The organism is Myxococcales bacterium, assembly GCA_016712525.1.
In the GTDB taxonomy this organism is placed as follows: domain Bacteria; phylum Myxococcota_A; class Polyangia; order Polyangiales; family Polyangiaceae; genus JAAFHV01.
Map to the genome: position 1 here is coordinate 1094847 of JADJQX010000006.1, position 15478 is coordinate 1110324.

Genomic DNA, 15478 nt, shown 5'->3' on the forward strand with positions numbered 1-15478 from the left:
GCCGCGACGACCTTCCTCGCGGCCCTCCGACGAGGGCGTCAGGGCAGCATGTAACCCACGACGAGCGCGCAGCCCTCGCCGGTCATCTTCACTTGGATGGGTTGGCCCTTCTCGAGCTCCACTTGACGGCTGTCGGTCTGGAGCTCGACGGTGCCCGCCTTGGGGAGCTCGATCGACGCGGGCTTCGCGAGCGCGGTGCGCTGGAACGGAGACCGCATGGTGCTCGCCGCGGCCTTGCCGACGAGCACGTCGATGGAGATGTCTTTCGCCGAGAAGGCGAGAAATTGGGCCTGCGCGAGGCTCCCCTGGAGCGTGACCTCGACCGACTTGCCCGATGGCCCGAGCGCGACGATGCGGTTGAAGATGGGCTTCAGCGCGAGCACCTTGCCGTCGTCACCGGCCTTCTTGGGCATGGCCGCGTCGAGCTCCCCGCGGAGCTTCTCGAGCGCGGCTTGGTGCTCGGGCGTGCACGTGCCCGACTTGGCCTCTCCCGCCGTGATGGCGTCGAGCGCCGCGGCCTTCTCGGCCTTGCCGTCGTCGGCGGCTGCGGGGCCTTTGGGCGCCTGGGCCGACGGAGCCGAAGCGGCGCCCGGGGTGGGGGCTTCGGCCGGTTTCGTCTCGCCGCAGCCGACGAGGCACGAGAGGACGACGAGAGAGACGAAAGGAGCAGTCGCGAGGCGCATGTGCCGGGTTTCTCAGAGCTTTCGCCGAGGCGCAAGCGGAACTGTCTCCGACCGGGCGAAGCGACACGGTCGGCGTTCGTGCGCCCGATGGGTCGACGCCGCAGAAAAACGCGCTACGGTCGTGCCCCATGCGCAAGATCGGCGTCCTCCTCGCAGTCACCCTCGGCCTCACCCCGGTGCTCCTCCCTCGCTCGGGCTCGGCCGACGAGCACAAGGCCGCGCCCACGTGGGAGCGCATGACGGAAGACTCGGGCATCGTCGTCTTTCGCCAAGAGGTCCCGGGCAGCTCCGTCATCGCGTTCAAAGGCGTCGGCACGGTCGACGCTCCGCTCTCGCAGGTGATCGCGGCGGTGACCGACACCCCTCGCGCCACCGAGTGGATGGACGCCACGGTCGAGTCGCGTGTGCTCCGCAAGGTGTCTCCGCTCGAGCAAATCGTCTACACGCACATCAAGACGCCGCCAGGCCTCACCGATCGAGATTTCGTGACCGACGCGCGCGGCGAGCTCGACCCGACGGTGAAGCGGTTCACCGTTCACATCCGCTCCGTCACGGATCCGGCCGCGCCACAGACCTCGTTCGTGCGCGGCGAGATCTACAAGAGCTCGTTCGTGCTCACCGGCATCGAGGGCGGCAAGCGCACCCTGGTGACGACCGAGATCCACGCCGACCCGAAGGGCTCGATCCCCACGTTCATCGCCAACGCCTTCCAGAAGGATTGGCCCATCCACACGATCAAGAATCTCCGCAAACAGGCGCAGAAGCCCGACGTACACCCGTCGCCCGAGCTCGCCGCCGCGCTCGCGAAGGCCGGCTTCTGAGACGAGCACCACCGGCTGTGCTTCGGAGCACCACCGGCTGTGCTTCGGCGGACCGCTGACGCCGGGCACGGGCACGGGGTGCGCACGGGCACGGGGTGCGCACGGGCGAGAGCAGCGTCAGAGGCCCTTCGCCACCTTGTCGTCGAGGCGGCCGTCGAGCATGTCGATGCGGTTCTTCGCCTCGGCGAACTGTTCGGTGGTCAGCACGTTTCGCTCGACCATGACCGTGAGGAGCGTGCGGGCGAAGAGCGCGAGGGACTCGACGTCGTGGGAGAGCTCGGCGACACGTGCTTCGAGTGCGGCGCGGTCGGGGCCAAGGGCCTCCGCGCCTGGCATGCCTGCGTACGGAGACGGCGGAGACGGCGGCGCGTAGCCCTGAGGTCCCGACATTCCCTGGGCGAACGCGTCCCCGGGGAGGGGATAGCCTGCCGCGCCGCCCGCTCCGCCGATGGGAGCACCCGCGAACGGCGCCGCGCCGAACGGGCTGCCGATGGGGCCTTGACCGAATGGGGCCTGCCCGCCCGTAGGAGGTCCCATACCCGGGCTCTGTCCCGCCCCTCCCATCGCTCCGAACGCGGCGGCCGCGAGCGGTGCAGCCATTGGGCCGAGCCCGGGCCCGAGCCCACCCGCTCCCGGCATGCCGGGGGCTCCTCCTTGCGGTCCGAACGCCGACGGACCCATCACGCCCCGAAGCCAATCCATGGCACCCATTGTCGCGTACCTCCTCGAGAGAAGGATACACGGCCACGTCGACGTGGGGGATGCCGGCGCTCCTTGGCGCTCAACGTGTCTCGGTTCGCGCCTCGAGGCTCGCGCTCGCGACGCCGCCACGCTCGTTCACCCGCGCCAGGACGCGGCCCGAGGCGTCGAGGATCACCGAGTCTCCCTGGCCCGGGAGCCGAGGCTCGCCGGGGCCCCAGTTGGCGTTCACCACACCCACACGGAACGTGCGCGCGATCCCCTGGAGCAGCGGGATGCGGGTGCCTTCGTCGTCGACCCACGCGCTCGGGAAGACGAGCACGTCCGCGCGTTCGAGCGCCTCTTTGCCCTCCTCGGCGACGAAGTGGACGTCGTAGCAGGTCGCGAAGGTGAGGCGCACGCCGGCGAGCTCGACGACCGGGTGAGGCTCCCTCCCGGGCGTGGCCCAGCGCTCGGGGAACCACGGGTGCCGCTTTCGGTAGACGGCGCGCACCTCGCCCTCCGCCCCGACGAGCACCGTGGCGTTGAAGAGCGCGTGACCCTCGTCGAGCACGAGCGGCACGGCGAGGGCCGCCCCGGTCTCGCGCGCGATCCGACGTGCGGCCACGATCGTGGGGCCACTCAAGGGCTCGGCGAAGCGCGAGAGATCGGCGTCTCCGCGTGGAGAGACGTAGCCCGTGAGCGAGAGCTCGGGCAGCACCACCAGATCCGGTCCAAGGGCGCGCGCGAGCCGACCCACGTGCTCGAGCGTGGCTTCGACGTCCCCGAACCTCGCGGGGAGCTCGACGGCGTGGACGCGCAGGTGTGGGGGCGTGGGGGGCGGTGTCACGAGGGGATGGGCGACGCCAGGCTCGGGGCCGACGCCGCGACGCGCACCACGAGGGTACCCTCGATCACGTCGGGAGACAGCCCGGCCTCGCTCCGGGTATCTTACCCGGCCATGTTCCGTGTCATCGAGTGTGGGGCCGACGGCAAGGTGACGTTCCGTGAGGGCGAGGACGCGATGGCGCTCGCCTCTCCCCCGCCGGAGGGCACGGTCCGTTGGATCGACCTCGAAGGCCAGACGGCCGACTCACTCGAGCTCCTCCGATCCCGCTTCGACTTCCACCCGCTCGCGATCGAGGACTGCCTTCATCTCGACCAGCGCCCGAAGCTCGAGGAGTTCGGTCACGTCCTCTTCGTGGTGACCCATGGCTTCGTCTGCAAGAGCGAGAAGATCGAGACCCTCGAGCCGCTCGAGCTCCACGCGTTCCTCGGCCCGCGCTACCTGGTGACGGTGCATCAGGAGCCGCTCCCGGCCATCGAGGCCGCCCAACGGCGGCTCCAGAGCAAGCCCCAGCTCTTCTCCCGCGGTCCCGAGTTTCTCCACTACATCGTCGTCGACAAGATGGTCGACGACACGTTCCCCATCCTCGACAAGGTGGCCGAGGAGCTCGAGCACCTCGAAGAGGCCGTGCTCTGGACACCTGCCCGTGAGCACCTCGCCCGCATCTTTCACCTGAAGCACGAGCTGTCGATCATGCGCCGGGTGCTCTCGCCGCAGCGCGACGTCATGCTCGCCATGGCGAAGCTCGACGAGGAGCACGTGGCCCCGAGCAACGTCGCCTACTTCCGAGACGTGTACGACCACCTCGTGCGCATCTCCGAGTCGATCGACGCGAACCGCGATCTGCTCGGGAGCGCCATGGACGCGTACCTCTCGTCGGTCTCGAACCGCACGAACGAGATCATGAAATACCTCACCATCATGAGCGCCTTGTTCCTGCCGCTCTCGTTCGTGGTGGGCTTCTTCGGGCAGAATTTCGAGGATATGCCAGGTGTCCCGGGCTGGCAGCACTCGCACTCGCTCATGTTCACGATGCTCGGCTCGTGCCTGCTCGTCCCCATCTCGATGTTGGGATGGTTCCGCTACAAACGCTGGATTTGAGGGCCGAATGGCTCTCGTTCAGCCGAGGTAGTGCTCGGCGACCACCTTGACGCCGAGGAGCACGAGCACGAGCCCGCCCACGACCTCGAGGCGCTTGCCGAAGAGCACCCCGAGCCGCCTCCCGGCGAACAGTCCGACGGTGCTCATCGTGGCGGCCATCAGGCCGATCGACGCGAGGGACACGCCGAGCGGAGCCTTCCACATGGGGAGCGTGATGCCCGCCGCGAAGGTGTCGATGCTGGTGGCCACGGCGAGGGTCGCCATGACCGTCGCGTCGAAAGGGTCTTTTCCACGGGAGCGGGGGTCGTCGTCGTCGCCCTCGGAGCGGGCCTCGTGGACCATCTTCGCGCCGATGCCGGCGAGGAGGACCCCTGAGATCCAGTGCGTCCAGGCCTCGACGTGGGGGCCGATGCGCGCGCCGACGAGGTACCCGAGCAGAGGGACGAGGGTGTGGGAGCCCCCGAACCAGAGGGCCACCTTGGCGACGTGAGAGGGCAGCACCTTCGGCACGGCGACCCCCTTGGCTGCCGAGACCGCCGTCGCGTCCATGGCCAAGCCGAACGCGAGCGCCACGACCGTGGTGACGTCGAGGGCGGTCACCCGAGCCCCACGGCTGCGCTTCGACGAGGCGGGAAGATCATGAGGGGAACACGTGGTGGAAGAGCTCTGCGCGGCTCGACACTCCGCACTTCGTGTACACCGACGAGAGGTGCTGGCGCACGGTTTTGTCCGAGATCCCTAGCACCTCACCGACCTCGGAGCTCGGCAGGCCCTTCAAGACGAGCCTCGCGACCTCGGCCTCTTTCTCGGTGAGCTCGGCGCGGCGGAGCACCTTGTCGACGAGGTGCCCCGTGTCCTCGGCGTCGTGGAGGGCTCTCTCGAGGGCGAGGGTGAGGTCCTTCGCGCCGAAGGGCTTCTCGAGCAGGTACGCGGCGCCGTCGTTGAGGGCCTTCTTGACGAGCGCGAGGTCCGCGAAGGCCGTGATCACCACGACGACGAGGCCCCGGAACCGCGCGCGGAGAGGCGCGACGAGCTCGATCCCCGGCGGGCCCTTGGGGCCGAGGCGCACGTCGACCACGGCGGCGTCGAGCACGGCCTCGTCGTGCACCGCCGCGAGCGCTTCGTCGACCGAGGCCGCCTCGAGGCACGTGTACCCCGAGCGGCGCAAGGACCGCGCGAGCGCCTCGCGTGCGTCCAGCTCGTCCTCCACGAGCAGCACGACCCGCTTCATCGAGGGAGCCTCAGCTCGACGCACGTGGTGAACCCCTCGGCTTCGGTGAGGACCACGTCGCCTTGCATGGCCCGCGCGAGCGCACGCGACACCGAGAGCCCGAGGCCCATCCCGCCCGTTTTTCGGGTCGACAGAGGCTCGAAGAGCGCCGCTCGGTCGTGGGCGTCGAAGCCTTTGCCGTTGTCGAGCACACGCACCACCGCACGATCGCCCTGCCGCTCGGCCGTGACGCGCACGCGCGGGGAGACACTCTCGAGGGCGGCCTCGAGGCCGTTCTGCACGAGGTTCTCCACGATGATGCGCACCCACGCGTGGTCGCCCTTTGCGCGCACGTCGCTCGGCACCTCGAGCTCGATGCGCCCGCCGCGCGCCACGACCTCGGCGTCCCGCGCCACGTCGTCGACGATCCGGTAGAGGTCGACGTCTTGGAGCTTGGGGGTGAGGTGACCTGCGACGTCGCGGAGGGAGCCTATCGACGTGTCGATACGCTTCATGTGGGCGCGGGCCTTCTCGAGCAGCTCGGGACGCGAGGGGGAGCCCTCCGGGGCCTCGCCGCCTTCTTCCAGCAGGGTCACCTCGTCGAGCAAGAGGCCCAAGGCGTGGAGCGGGTTCTTCACCTCGTGCAACGTGGCCGTGGCGACGAGCCACACGGCCTGGTCGCGCTCGGTGTGCTCGAGCCTGCGGCCCAGCGCTTCGGCGCGGACCTCGGCCTCGCGCGCGAGCTCGGTACGTAGGCGAAAGTAGTGAAGAGTCACACCGAGCAGGGCGCCGGCGAGGAGCGGCACCCCGCGGTCGACGAAGGCGTGCACGGCCGCGAGCGTGGCCACGAGCGGGGTCTTGCGATCGAGGATGTCGAAGGCCGTGTTGGCGGCCGCGTAGGCGAGCCCGAGGCCGAGCCCCATCGCGACGTACACGCCGAGCGGGAAGGGGCGGCGGGCTCCTCCTTTCGCGCGCGGGACCAAGGCGTTCGACATCGTGGCGAGACTACACCACGGGCGAGACAGGCCGATGATCCGGCATTTGTCGGATGCTGCGGATCCGCGCCTCGCGTAACGGTTGGGCGTGGCCCGAACGCTCCCCTTCGTTGCCGTAGCCCTCGTGGGCGCGCTCGTCCCGCGTCTCGCCTCCGGGGAGGGTCTCCGCATGTCGCTCCACGACGCGCTCGTGGCCGGCGCCGCGAAGGGCCCGGGGGTCGCCGTGGCCCTCGCGCCGCGCGCCGCGAACGAGCGTGCCCGCGACGCCTCGCGTGCGCTCTTGGTGTCCCCTCCCACGCTCACGGTCTCGGCGGGGCCTCGCTTCGGCGCGGGCACCACGCTCGACCTCCAGGTGGGCGCCTACGTGCCCATCATGCTCCGCGACGTGTCGGGCTCGAGGCGCGGGGTGGCCGAGGCCTCGGCCCGTGTGACCGCCGAGGACGTCGAGCGAGCGCGCGGGGACGCCGCCCTGCGCGCCGGGCTCGCGTGGTCGCGCGCGATGGAGGCCACGCGCATCCTCGAAATCCGAAAGGCCACGCTCGGGCGCGCCGAGGAGCTCGTCACCCTCGCGCGGAGGAGGGTCGGCGCAGGAGTCGGGCGCCCGTCCGAGATCGCGCTCGCGGAGGGGGAGCGCGCCTATGCGGCGACGTCCGTCCTCGACGGGGAGGGGCTCCTGGTCGACGCGCTCGTCGAGCTGCGTGTGGCGTCGTCGCTCGCGCCCGGCGAGGACGTGTCCCCGGCGGGAGAGCTCGCGCGGGAGCTCCCCGCCGTCTACGCGAAGGCCCACGCGCCGAGCGGCGCCACCGTGAGCGACAGCCCGGGGGTCCGGCTCGCGGCGGCGAGCGAGGCCCGCGCCCGGGCTCAGGTGGCGCTCACCCACGCGACGGAGGGCCCGCAGCTCTCGGTCGGTGGCATGTTCGCCCGCGAGGGAGACGGCTCCACCATCGCGCTCGGGTCGGTCATGGTGCCGCTCCCGTTCGTCGATCCCGCGGCGTTCGACAGGTCGCGGGCCGAGGCCGACGCGCTGGCCGCGAACGCCGAGAAGGGGCGCGTGAGAGCCGAGCTCGATGCCCGCCTCTCCCTCGTGCTCCACGAGATGGACCACACGCGCGAGGTGCGGGACAAATTCGAGCGCGAGGTCCTCCCACCGCTCCGTGAGGCCTTGCGGCAGTCGCTCGTCGAGGTCTCGGCCGGCACGACGGACATCGGTCCCTCCGTCGTCGCGCGGCAGCGTCTACTCACGGCCGAGGAGGCCGCGGTCCGCGCGAGCGCCGAGGTCGTGCGCGCCGATCTCCGCTACCTCCACGTCACGGGCAAGCTCGCCTCGGAGGCCCGATGAGCTCCGGCACGAATCGCCTCGTCGCGTCGCTCTTGGTCTTCGCCCTCGGCTGCACGCGCGACACGCCCAAGGACGCCGCACCGCCGGCCCCGGCCCAGCCCGCGCCCTCGAAGGGTGGCGCGCTTGAGGTGAGCCTCGCCCAGGTCCTCTTCGACGAGGGGCGCGTGGTCGTCGCCGCGGCCACGAAGGGCAAGGTGCTCGGCGCCCGGCAGGTGCCCGGAGAGGCAGTTGCCGACCCGGCCGGGAGGGCCGAGGCCGGGGTGCTCGTGCAGGGACGAATCGTGAGTCTTTCCGTGGACATAGGTGCTCAGGTGAAGGCCGGGGACGTGCTCGCCTGGGTCGACTCTCCGGAGGCCGCGCGGGTTTCGGCCGAGGTCGTGCGCGCCGACGCGAAGCTCGCCCTCGCCGAGCGCAAAGAGGCGCGCCAGAAGGCGTTGATGCTCGAGGGCGCCACGAGCCAGAACGCGCTCGACGAAGCCGTGGCCGAGGCGACCCTTGCCCGCGCGGAGAAACAAGCCGCGTCCGGGCTCTTGCGCTCGCTCGGCGGAGTCGGGGGCTCCGGGCGGGTGGCGGTGCGGAGCCCCATCGACGGCGTCGTTTCGAAACGTCAGGGCATCGTCGGCGCGTCGACGAGCCCCGAGTCCGCGCTCTTCGAGATCGTGCGGCGTGCGCCTCGGCTCGTCGTCGCGCGGGTGCCCGAGGGGAGCACCGTGAGGCTCCTGAACGGCGCGCGCGCTCGTGTGCGCCCGCGAGCGGCGCTCGCCGAGGTAGGGGAAGGGTGCTTCGGCACCGTGCGTGCCGACGTGGGCGAGGTCGATAGGGAGACCCGCACCCGGGCGACGCGCGTCGAGGTCGACGAGGGCTGTACGTGGCTCGTCGTCGGCGCCTTCGTCCGGGTCGAGCCCGCGGACGGCTCGGCCTCGGCCGGGCCGGGGCTCGACGCGGTGCTCGTGCCCCGGGACGCGCTCGTCGACGTGAAGGGCATGTCGGGGGTCTTCGTCCAAACGGCCCCGAAGGGCCCTGTCGTGTTTCGGCCCGTCCGCGCGAAGGCCGGGGCCGACGAGCGCGCGGAGGTCGAGGAGGGGCTCGCGGAGGGGGAGCGTGTGGTCGTCGTCGGGGCGAGCCTCGTCAAGAGCGAGATGCTCCGCGCGGAGCTCCACGAATGATCGAGAGAGTCGTCGCGTTCTCGCTCGCGCACAGGCTCCTCGTCGCGTTCGCGGTGGCCGTGCTGGTGGTGCTCGGGATCCGCGCCTACGTGGACCTCCCGGTCGACGCCGTTCCGGACATCACCAACGTGCAGGTGCAGGTCCTCACGAACGCGCCCGGGCTCGCGCCGCTCGAGGTGGAGCAGCTCGTCACGCGGCCCGTCGAGCTCGCCATGGCGGGGCTCCCGGGGGTCACCCAGGTGCGGTCCACGTCGCGCACGAGCGTGTCGGCCGTGACCATCGTCTTCACCGACGACACGGACCTCGCGTACGCACGCTCCCTCGTGTCGCAGCGCCTCCCTGCGGCCCGCGAGGCCATCCCACCCTCGGCGAATCGCCCCGATCTCGGCCCGCTCACGACGGGGCTCGGCGAGGTCGTCCATTTCACGATCGAGTGGCCCGGGCACGAGCCTCGCGAGCTCCGCACCGTGTTCGACTGGGAGATCGCGCGCGCGCTCCGTCAGGTGCCCGGCGTGGTCGAGGTGAACGCGTGGGGCGCCGGCGCACGTCAGATCGAGGTGCGCCTCCGCCCGGCCGACATGCAGGCTCACGGGGTCACTCAGCACGACGTCGAAGAGGCGCTCTTGTCGGCGGGGCAGAGCGGCGGAGGTGGCGCCCTCGATCGCGGCCAAGATCAAGTGCTCGTCCGCTTCGATGGCCAGTTCCGCTCGGTCGACGAGGTGGGGCGTCAGGTCGTCGCGGCGCGCGGCTCGGGCACCTCGGTGCTCGTGCGCGACGTGGCCACCGTGCGCGACGGGGAGGGTTTTCGCGCGTCTGCCGCCACGAGTGATGGCCGCGGCGAGACACTCAACGCCATGGCGCAGATGGTGGCGGGGGGAAACGCACACACTATCGTACCTTTGGTCGAGGCGCGGCTCCGCGAGCTCGGCGAGCGCCTCCCGAAGGGCGTCGTGATCCGCCCCTTCTACGTGCGCACGCACCTCGTCGACCGTGTGCTCGCGACCGTGGGGCGCTCGCTCGTCGAAGGCGGGCTCGTCGTCGTCGTCGTGCTCTTCGCCTTCTTCGGGGACGTCCGCTCCGCGCTCGTGGTCGCGACGACCATCCCGCTCGCCATGCTGGGGGCGTTCTTCGGGATGCGCGCCATCGGGGCTACCGGGAACCTCATGAGCCTCGGGGCGGTCGATTTCGGGCTCGTGGTCGACGGCGCGGTCGTCGTGGTCGAGGGCATGCTCGCGGCCATGGCGCTCCGCTCGATCTCCGCCAAAGACGCGCTCGTCCGCGAGGGGCGCGAGGTCGGGGGCTCGCTCGCGTTCGGCGTGGTCATCATCGGGATCGTGTACGTGCCCGTGCTCCTCCTCGAGGGCGTGGAGGGCAAGATGTTCCGGCCCATGGCGCTCACTGTGCTCTTCGCCCTCGCCACGGCGTTCGTGCTCACGTTCACCTGGGTCCCGGTGCTCGCCTCGGTGCTCGTCACGAAGGCCCACACCGAGGACGGCGTCGTCGTGCGGCTCGCCAAGCGCGCGCTCCTCCCGGTGTCGTCGTGGCTGCTCGCGAGGCCCTGGGCCGCGGCGGGCGTCTTCGTAGCGATGCTCGCCCTCGGGCTCACCGCGTCGGTCGGGCGCGGCGCCGAGTTCGTACCGCGCCTCGAGGAGGGCGATCTCGTCGTGCAGCTCACGCGGCCCGCGAGCATCTCGCTGCGTGAGTCGATCGCGGGCACGTCGGCCGTCGAGAAGGCCCTCGTGAAATTCCCCGAGGTCGTCCGCGTCGTGTCCCGGAGCGGCAGCCCCGACGTCGCGACCGACATCATGGGCATCGAGCAGAGCGACGTGTTCGTCATCTTGAAGCCGCCGGCCGAGTGGAAGACGGCGCGCACGCGCGAGGGCCTCGTCACCGCCATGGAAGACGCGCTCCGCGAGGCTCAGCCCGGCACGCTCTTCAACTTCACCCAGCCCATCGAGATGCGCTCCCAGGAGCTCTTGGGGGGAATCAAGGCCGACGTCGGCGTCAAGGTGTTCGGCGAGGACATCGGGGAGCTCACGCGCCTCGCGAACGCCATCGCCTCGGCGATCGAGTCCGTACCGGGCGCCGCGGACGTGCGGGTCGAGGCCACGACCGGGCTCGAGATGATCTCGGCCCGCCCCGACAGCGAAGGCCTCTCCCGGCACGGCGCCAAGGCCGACGACGTCCGCGTCATGCTCGAGGCCATGCGCGCGGGGCGGCAGGCCGGTGTGCTCGTCGAGGGAGAGAAGCGGTTCGACGTCGTGGTCCGCCTCGATGGTCCCCCGCCGCCGAACGTCGCGGCGTTCCTCGACGTCCCCGTCCCGGTCTCCGGCAAGCGTGTGGTGCCCCTCGGCGAGCTCGCCCACGTGCGCACCGAGGAGGGCCCCGCGCAGCTTAGCCGCGAGGGTGCGCGTCGTCGTGTGCTCGTCGAGGCCAACGTGCGCGGGAGAGACCTCGCGTCGTTCGTGGGAGACATCCAGAAGAAGCTCTCGGCCATCGAGCGCCCGCCGGGGTACTACGTGGAGCTCGCAGGGCAGTACGAGAACCTCGTCCGCGCCGAGAAGCGCTTGGCCGTCGTCGTGCCCCTCACCCTCGTCGCCATCTTCGCCCTGTTGTGGCTCGCGTTCCGCGAGGCGCTCCCGTCGGTGCTCGTGTTCGCGAACGTGCCCGCGGCCGCGAGCGGAGGCATCGTCGGGCTCGCGTTGCGGGGAATGCCGTTCTCCATCTCGGCGGCCGTGGGCTTCATCGCGCTCTTCGGCGTCGCCACCATGAACGGGGTCGTCTTGCTCGGTGCGGTGCGTCGCCTCGAGAGGGAAGGGCACTCGGCACGCGAGGCGGCGCGGCTCGGCGTCGAGGAGCGCCTCCGCCCCGTGCTCACGACGGCGGTCGTCGCGTCGCTCGGGTTCTTGCCGATGGCGCTGGCCACGGGGACCGGGGCCGAGGTGCAGAGGCCGCTCGCCACGGTCGTCACGTTCGGGCTCGTGACGGCCACGTGTGTCACGCTAGGCGTGCTCCCGGCGGCCTACGCCGCCCTCGCGCGCAGGCGGACATCGGATGGCGCCATCGCTGACGCATAGGCGCCCGATTGGCCGGCACAAGAGCCGACCGACGTTGGCGCTCTAGACCACGACCACGTCCAGTGGACTATTCGGACTAGACAAGATGGTGGGCCAGTGCGCCTGAGGGCGCGGATTCCGCCGCGTCTTGGGAAAGAAGCGGCGCAGAGCCGCGTTAGCTAGGGCGTCCCCGCCGTCATGCACAGGTTCTCGGGCTCCTTTCGGTACTCGTCTACCAGCGCCATCGCGCCGTTCGCCTGAACGTGAACACGCAGCTCCGTCGCGCCGTCGTTGCACGCGCGTCGAGCCGAGAGGAGCACGTCGTAGCCGCCATCGATGGCGACCGCGTGGTTCTCGGAACAAGAGGCGCTCGCCTCTCGGTAGGCGAGGGAAGCCAGGAGCACGGCTTCGGCGGGGGTGTCTATCGGGCCAAGCGCGGCTGCCACTTCGGCAACCGTCCCCAAGGTAGAAACCACACCCGCACGCTCGATCACGAAGTAGCCGCGGCTCGGTGTGGAGCTCGCGCCGCCCGATACGGTCGTGTCCCATGAGTTGGAAGGCGTGGCGCTGGCCACGTTGGCTTCGCACGCTGCGAGGTCGGGTGCGGACGCACACTTCTCACCAAACACTCCGTAGGCCTTCGAGAAGCCAACGGCCACAATGTAGGTGCCGGCTTGCGCTGGACGAACGCCCGAGAGGATCGTGCCGCCCTGGCAGGTGTTGGTCGTGAAGTCATCTCGATCGATCGGGCCCGAACATGCAACGAGCGCGAGGAGAAGGGCGAAGCGGGGGCTGAGGCGAAAAAGATCGGTCATGCCGACTCGCGAAGCAGATTTTGTGCCTCGTAGATGGCGCGGACGCGTACGACTTTCGCCGATCTCCAGCGCACAGATAACCGCAACCTTGGCCCAACATGGCACGCGCCTCGCCGGTGTGGCTGGAGTCGGCGCCGAGCAGATGCTTGCAGAGTGCAGCCTCCCAGAACTTGCGACGCGCGTGCGAGAGGGGATCATCACCGGCCTCCCTGCAAGGCTCGAAACGACCTCCAGGACCACCGCTCGGCACGCGAACCCGTGTCTCCGCCAATTCGACTACGACCTCCGCCGCCCGCGAGGCCGTCGTGCGTACCCGAACGGGCACCATTTCGCGGCACGGGTCCGTCGTCGGCCTTCACGCCTGCGCGCCTCTTGGCGACCCGAGGCTCCGTCCCTTCAGCCGCTCCCGCGAATCCTACTTTTGTGGGTGAGCACGACCCTTGGAAGTCCCCGACGAGGGACGCACCGCGGGACCGCAACGAACGCGGTCGGGATGCGCCGGCGAGCGGCCGACGGGAGAAAATCCACGGCTGTTAGTGCTCGACGCGGGGCTCGCCGCCCTCGGGGCGGGGCTCGTCAGCTTCGTTCTCCGCGGGGCCCGGCAGGTCGAAGAGCGCCCGCGCTGCGCGCACGAGATCCCCACCGCCGTCTCCCTTGAGGCGCGTCGTGGGCCCGTGGAGGAGCTTGTTGAGCGCCGCGTCCATCATCTGCGCGAGGGCCTTCTGGTCGTCTTGGCCGAGGTGCCGGAGCTTCCCCGCGAGGCTCCGCTCGAGCTCGCCGTGCAGCACCGCGCGTGTCTTGGCGCGGAGCCCGACGATGGTCGGCTGGACGTCGAGGCCTCGCACCCAGGTCTTCCAGTCCTCGAGCTCGCTCGCCACGATCGCCTCGGCGGCCGCGGCCTCGCTCTTGCGGGCGCGGAGCCCCTCCGCCACCGTCTGCTCGAGGTCGTCGACGTTGTAGACGAAGCAGTTGTCGACGTCCTCGTGAGCTGCCGGGTCGACGTTGCGCGGCACCGAGATGTCGACGATGAAGAGCGTGCGCCCGCGCCGCCGCTTCATGACGCGCTTCACGAGGTCTTTCGTGATGACGTAGGTGCGGCTCGCCGTGCTCACGACCACGATGTCCGAGAGCACCATCTCTTCTTCGAGCTGATCGAGGGGCGCCGCCGTGCCGCCGAAGGTCTGCGCGAGGGCCGCGGCGCGCTCGAAGCTCCGGTTGCACACGCGGATCGAGCGCGCGCCCTTCCCGAGGCTCTTCGCGGCGGCCTCGGCCATCTCGCCCGCGCCCACGAGCAGCACGGTGTGGCCCGAGAGATCCCCGAAGATGGATTTGGCGAGGTCGACGGCGACGCTCGAGATGCTGACCGTGCCGGCGCCGAGGGCCGTCTCGGTGCGAACGCGCTTCGCCACGGAGAAGGCGCGCGTGACACAGCGGCCGAGCAGGTTCCCGAGCGCCCCCGACGAGGTGGCCACGTCGTACGCCTCTTTCACTTGGCCGAGGATCTGCGGCTCGCCGAGGACCATGCTGTCGAGGCTCGCCGTGACGCGGAAGATGTGGCGGACGGCGTCCTCTCCCTCGCGCTCGTAGAGGTAGGGCACGATCTCGTCGCTCGAGCTGACGTGGGCGTGCTCGCGGAGGACGTCCCGCACGGCGCGCAGCGCGTCCTCGTGGCGGCCCCCCTCGGCCCTCGCGAAGATCTCGACGCGGTTGCACGTGGACAAGAAGAGCGCCTCGGAGATCTCGGGTTTTCCCGAGAGGCGAGCGAGCAGGGCCGGCATGGCGCCATCGGCCACGGCGAACTTCTCGCGCACGTCGACCGGGGCCGTCTTGTGCGAGAGCCCCACGACCACGATGCCGTCGCTCGGGGGCGGCTTCTGCGGCTTGTCGGCGCTCACGCGGGGGCCCTCTCGGCGCTCGTCGTCACCGCGCGCAGCACCTCGGGCTTGGGGGGGCTCGCGCGAAACGTGTAAAGTGCAAGAACCAGCAGCGCGAAGCCGAACCCCGCGATCGTGCCGTAGGCGGCCCGCCTGCCGCGCCACCCGGCCGAGGCGCGGAGGAAGAGCACGCCCGCTGCCAAGAGCCACGTGGCGTACCCGAAGCCGGTGCGCGCGACGTCGGCGAGGGTCACCCCGTCGACGTGGCGCACGAACACGGTCCCCGTGACGATGCCCAAGGTGAGCAGCGGGAAGCCCGCGAGCAGGAACCTGTGCTCGGCGCGGTCGAGCGCATCGAGCGGGGGGAGCCTCCGAAAGAGGCCCGTCGTCTTCTTTTGTTTGAGCAAGCGCTCTTGCACCAAGAAGAGCGCGGCCGCCGCGAACGCCAGGCTGAAGAGCGCGATCCCGAGCACGTTCATGGTGACGTGGAGGGGCAGCATCGCCGATCGGAAGCGGGGCGTCGGGTCGAGGGGGCCGGTGCCCGAGAAGCGCAGCGTAAGGTGCGCCGTGAGCGCGAGCGGCGCCACGAATGCGCCCAGCACCTCGAGCTTCCAACGCTTACGAAACGCCGCGTACCCCACGGCCATGAGCATCGTGGCCACGCTGATCGGGAAGTGCACCCCGGCGACCGGGCACACCCTCCACACGAGGGACGCCGCGACGATGTGCGACGCGTGGAAGAACGCCCCGAGCGCGACGAGGCGCGCGGCGAAGAGCTCCTCTTTTTCGTTCGGCTCCTTCGCGAGCAGATAACGAACGAAGAGGACCGTGGCGACGAGGTAGTCGAGCGCGGCTGCCGCGAAGAGCACGTCGGCCAGGTGCGGGCTCATGGC

14 protein-coding genes are annotated in these 15478 nt (G+C 70.6%); 5 read left to right on the forward strand and 9 right to left on the reverse strand.

Features of this window, described 5'->3' with window-relative positions; translation table 11 throughout:
- Positions 1-38: 38 nt before the first annotated feature.
- Positions 39-683, reverse strand: coding sequence for a hypothetical protein (locus IPK71_16635; protein MBK8215368.1), 645 nt, complete (start codon positions 681-683; stop codon positions 39-41).
- A 128-nt stretch (positions 684-811) separates the two neighbouring features.
- Between IPK71_16635 and IPK71_16640 the strand changes: the two genes are divergently transcribed.
- Entirely contained in the window at positions 812-1504 is a 693-nt protein-coding gene (locus tag IPK71_16640) for a hypothetical protein (GenBank protein ID MBK8215369.1), read from the forward strand.
- Positions 1505-1621: 117 nt separating this feature from the next.
- Here the strand turns inward: IPK71_16640 and IPK71_16645 are convergent, their stop codons facing one another.
- Positions 1622-2206 (reverse strand): hypothetical protein, encoded by a 585-nt coding sequence (locus tag IPK71_16645; protein MBK8215370.1) that lies wholly within the window; start codon positions 2204-2206, stop codon positions 1622-1624.
- A 79-nt stretch (positions 2207-2285) separates the two neighbouring features.
- A complete protein-coding gene (locus tag IPK71_16650) occupies positions 2286-3032 on the reverse strand; it encodes a carbon-nitrogen hydrolase family protein (GenBank protein ID MBK8215371.1) in 747 nt (248 codons plus the stop codon).
- A gap of 6 nt (positions 3033-3038) precedes the next feature.
- On the opposite strand from IPK71_16650, the gene corA reads away from it, so the two are divergent.
- Positions 3039-4130 carry a magnesium/cobalt transporter CorA gene (gene corA, locus IPK71_16655; protein MBK8215372.1) on the forward strand — a complete coding sequence of 364 codons (1092 nt, stop codon included), beginning with the start codon at positions 3039-3041 and terminating at the stop codon, positions 4128-4130.
- 18 nt (positions 4131-4148) lie between these two features.
- Here the strand turns inward: corA and IPK71_16660 are convergent, their stop codons facing one another.
- The 3 genes from IPK71_16660 to IPK71_16670 form a co-directional block, all read right to left on the reverse strand.
- The gene (locus IPK71_16660; GenBank protein ID MBK8215373.1) at positions 4149-4679 is read right to left on the reverse strand and encodes a manganese efflux pump; all 531 of its coding nucleotides are present in this window, start codon (positions 4677-4679) and stop codon (positions 4149-4151) included.
- Positions 4680-4767: 88 nt separating this feature from the next.
- On the reverse strand, positions 4768-5361 hold the full coding sequence (locus IPK71_16665; protein MBK8215374.1) for a response regulator: 594 nt from the start codon (positions 5359-5361) through the stop codon (positions 4768-4770).
- A complete protein-coding gene (locus IPK71_16670; GenBank protein MBK8215375.1) occupies positions 5358-6335 on the reverse strand; it encodes a HAMP domain-containing histidine kinase in 978 nt (325 codons plus the stop codon). The genes IPK71_16665 and IPK71_16670 overlap by 4 nt, the downstream gene beginning before the upstream one ends.
- 88 nt (positions 6336-6423) lie before the next feature.
- Here IPK71_16670 and IPK71_16675 point away from each other — a divergent pair, with 88 nt between their 5' ends.
- The 3 genes from IPK71_16675 to IPK71_16685 are packed head-to-tail and all read left to right on the forward strand — an operon-like array spanning position 6424 to position 11917.
- The gene (locus tag IPK71_16675) at positions 6424-7674 is read left to right on the forward strand and encodes a TolC family protein (GenBank protein ID MBK8215376.1); all 1251 of its coding nucleotides are present in this window, start codon (positions 6424-6426) and stop codon (positions 7672-7674) included.
- Complete coding sequence (locus IPK71_16680) at positions 7671-8840, forward strand: efflux RND transporter periplasmic adaptor subunit (GenBank protein ID MBK8215377.1); 1170 nt, start codon at positions 7671-7673, stop codon at positions 8838-8840. Before IPK71_16675 ends, IPK71_16680 begins: the two co-directional genes overlap by 4 nt.
- A complete protein-coding gene (locus tag IPK71_16685; protein ID MBK8215378.1) occupies positions 8837-11917 on the forward strand; it encodes an efflux RND transporter permease subunit in 3081 nt (1026 codons plus the stop codon). Before IPK71_16680 ends, IPK71_16685 begins: the two co-directional genes overlap by 4 nt.
- A gap of 158 nt (positions 11918-12075) precedes the next feature.
- On the opposite strand, the gene IPK71_16690 is transcribed toward IPK71_16685, so the two are convergent.
- From IPK71_16690 to ccsA, 3 genes are all read right to left on the reverse strand, one after another.
- Positions 12076-12816: a hypothetical protein gene (locus IPK71_16690; GenBank protein ID MBK8215379.1), complete on the reverse strand. Its 741-nt coding sequence runs from the start codon at positions 12814-12816 to the stop codon at positions 12076-12078.
- Positions 12817-13244: 428 nt separating this feature from the next.
- Complete coding sequence (locus IPK71_16695) at positions 13245-14606, reverse strand: glutamyl-tRNA reductase (GenBank protein MBK8215380.1); 1362 nt, start codon at positions 14604-14606, stop codon at positions 13245-13247.
- Positions 14603-15475: a cytochrome c biogenesis protein CcsA gene (gene ccsA / locus IPK71_16700; protein ID MBK8215381.1), complete on the reverse strand. Its 873-nt coding sequence runs from the start codon at positions 15473-15475 to the stop codon at positions 14603-14605. The genes IPK71_16695 and ccsA overlap by 4 nt, the downstream gene beginning before the upstream one ends.
- Between the last annotated feature and the right edge of the window lie 3 nt (positions 15476-15478).

Bases quoted from the DNA above. Each gene is read 5' to 3' on its own strand.
- ccsA (MBK8215381.1), bottom strand. From the start codon at position 15,475: ATGAGCCCGCACCTGGCCGACGTGCTCTTCGCGGCAGCCGCGCTCGAC.
- IPK71_16680 (MBK8215377.1), top strand. From the start codon at position 7,671: ATGAGCTCCGGCACGAATCGCCTCGTCGCGTCGCTCTTGGTCTTCGCC.
- IPK71_16645 (MBK8215370.1), bottom strand. From the start codon at position 2,206: ATGGATTGGCTTCGGGGCGTGATGGGTCCGTCGGCGTTCGGACCGCAA.
- IPK71_16665 (MBK8215374.1), bottom strand. From the start codon at position 5,361: ATGAAGCGGGTCGTGCTGCTCGTGGAGGACGAGCTGGACGCACGCGAG.
- IPK71_16660 (MBK8215373.1), bottom strand. From the start codon at position 4,679: ATGGACGCGACGGCGGTCTCGGCAGCCAAGGGGGTCGCCGTGCCGAAG.
- IPK71_16685 (MBK8215378.1), top strand. From the start codon at position 8,837: ATGATCGAGAGAGTCGTCGCGTTCTCGCTCGCGCACAGGCTCCTCGTC.
- IPK71_16635 (MBK8215368.1), bottom strand. From the start codon at position 683: ATGCGCCTCGCGACTGCTCCTTTCGTCTCTCTCGTCGTCCTCTCGTGC.
- IPK71_16670 (MBK8215375.1), bottom strand. From the start codon at position 6,335: ATGTCGAACGCCTTGGTCCCGCGCGCGAAAGGAGGAGCCCGCCGCCCC.
- IPK71_16640 (MBK8215369.1), top strand. From the start codon at position 812: ATGCGCAAGATCGGCGTCCTCCTCGCAGTCACCCTCGGCCTCACCCCG.
- corA (MBK8215372.1), top strand. From the start codon at position 3,039: ATGGGCGACGCCAGGCTCGGGGCCGACGCCGCGACGCGCACCACGAGG.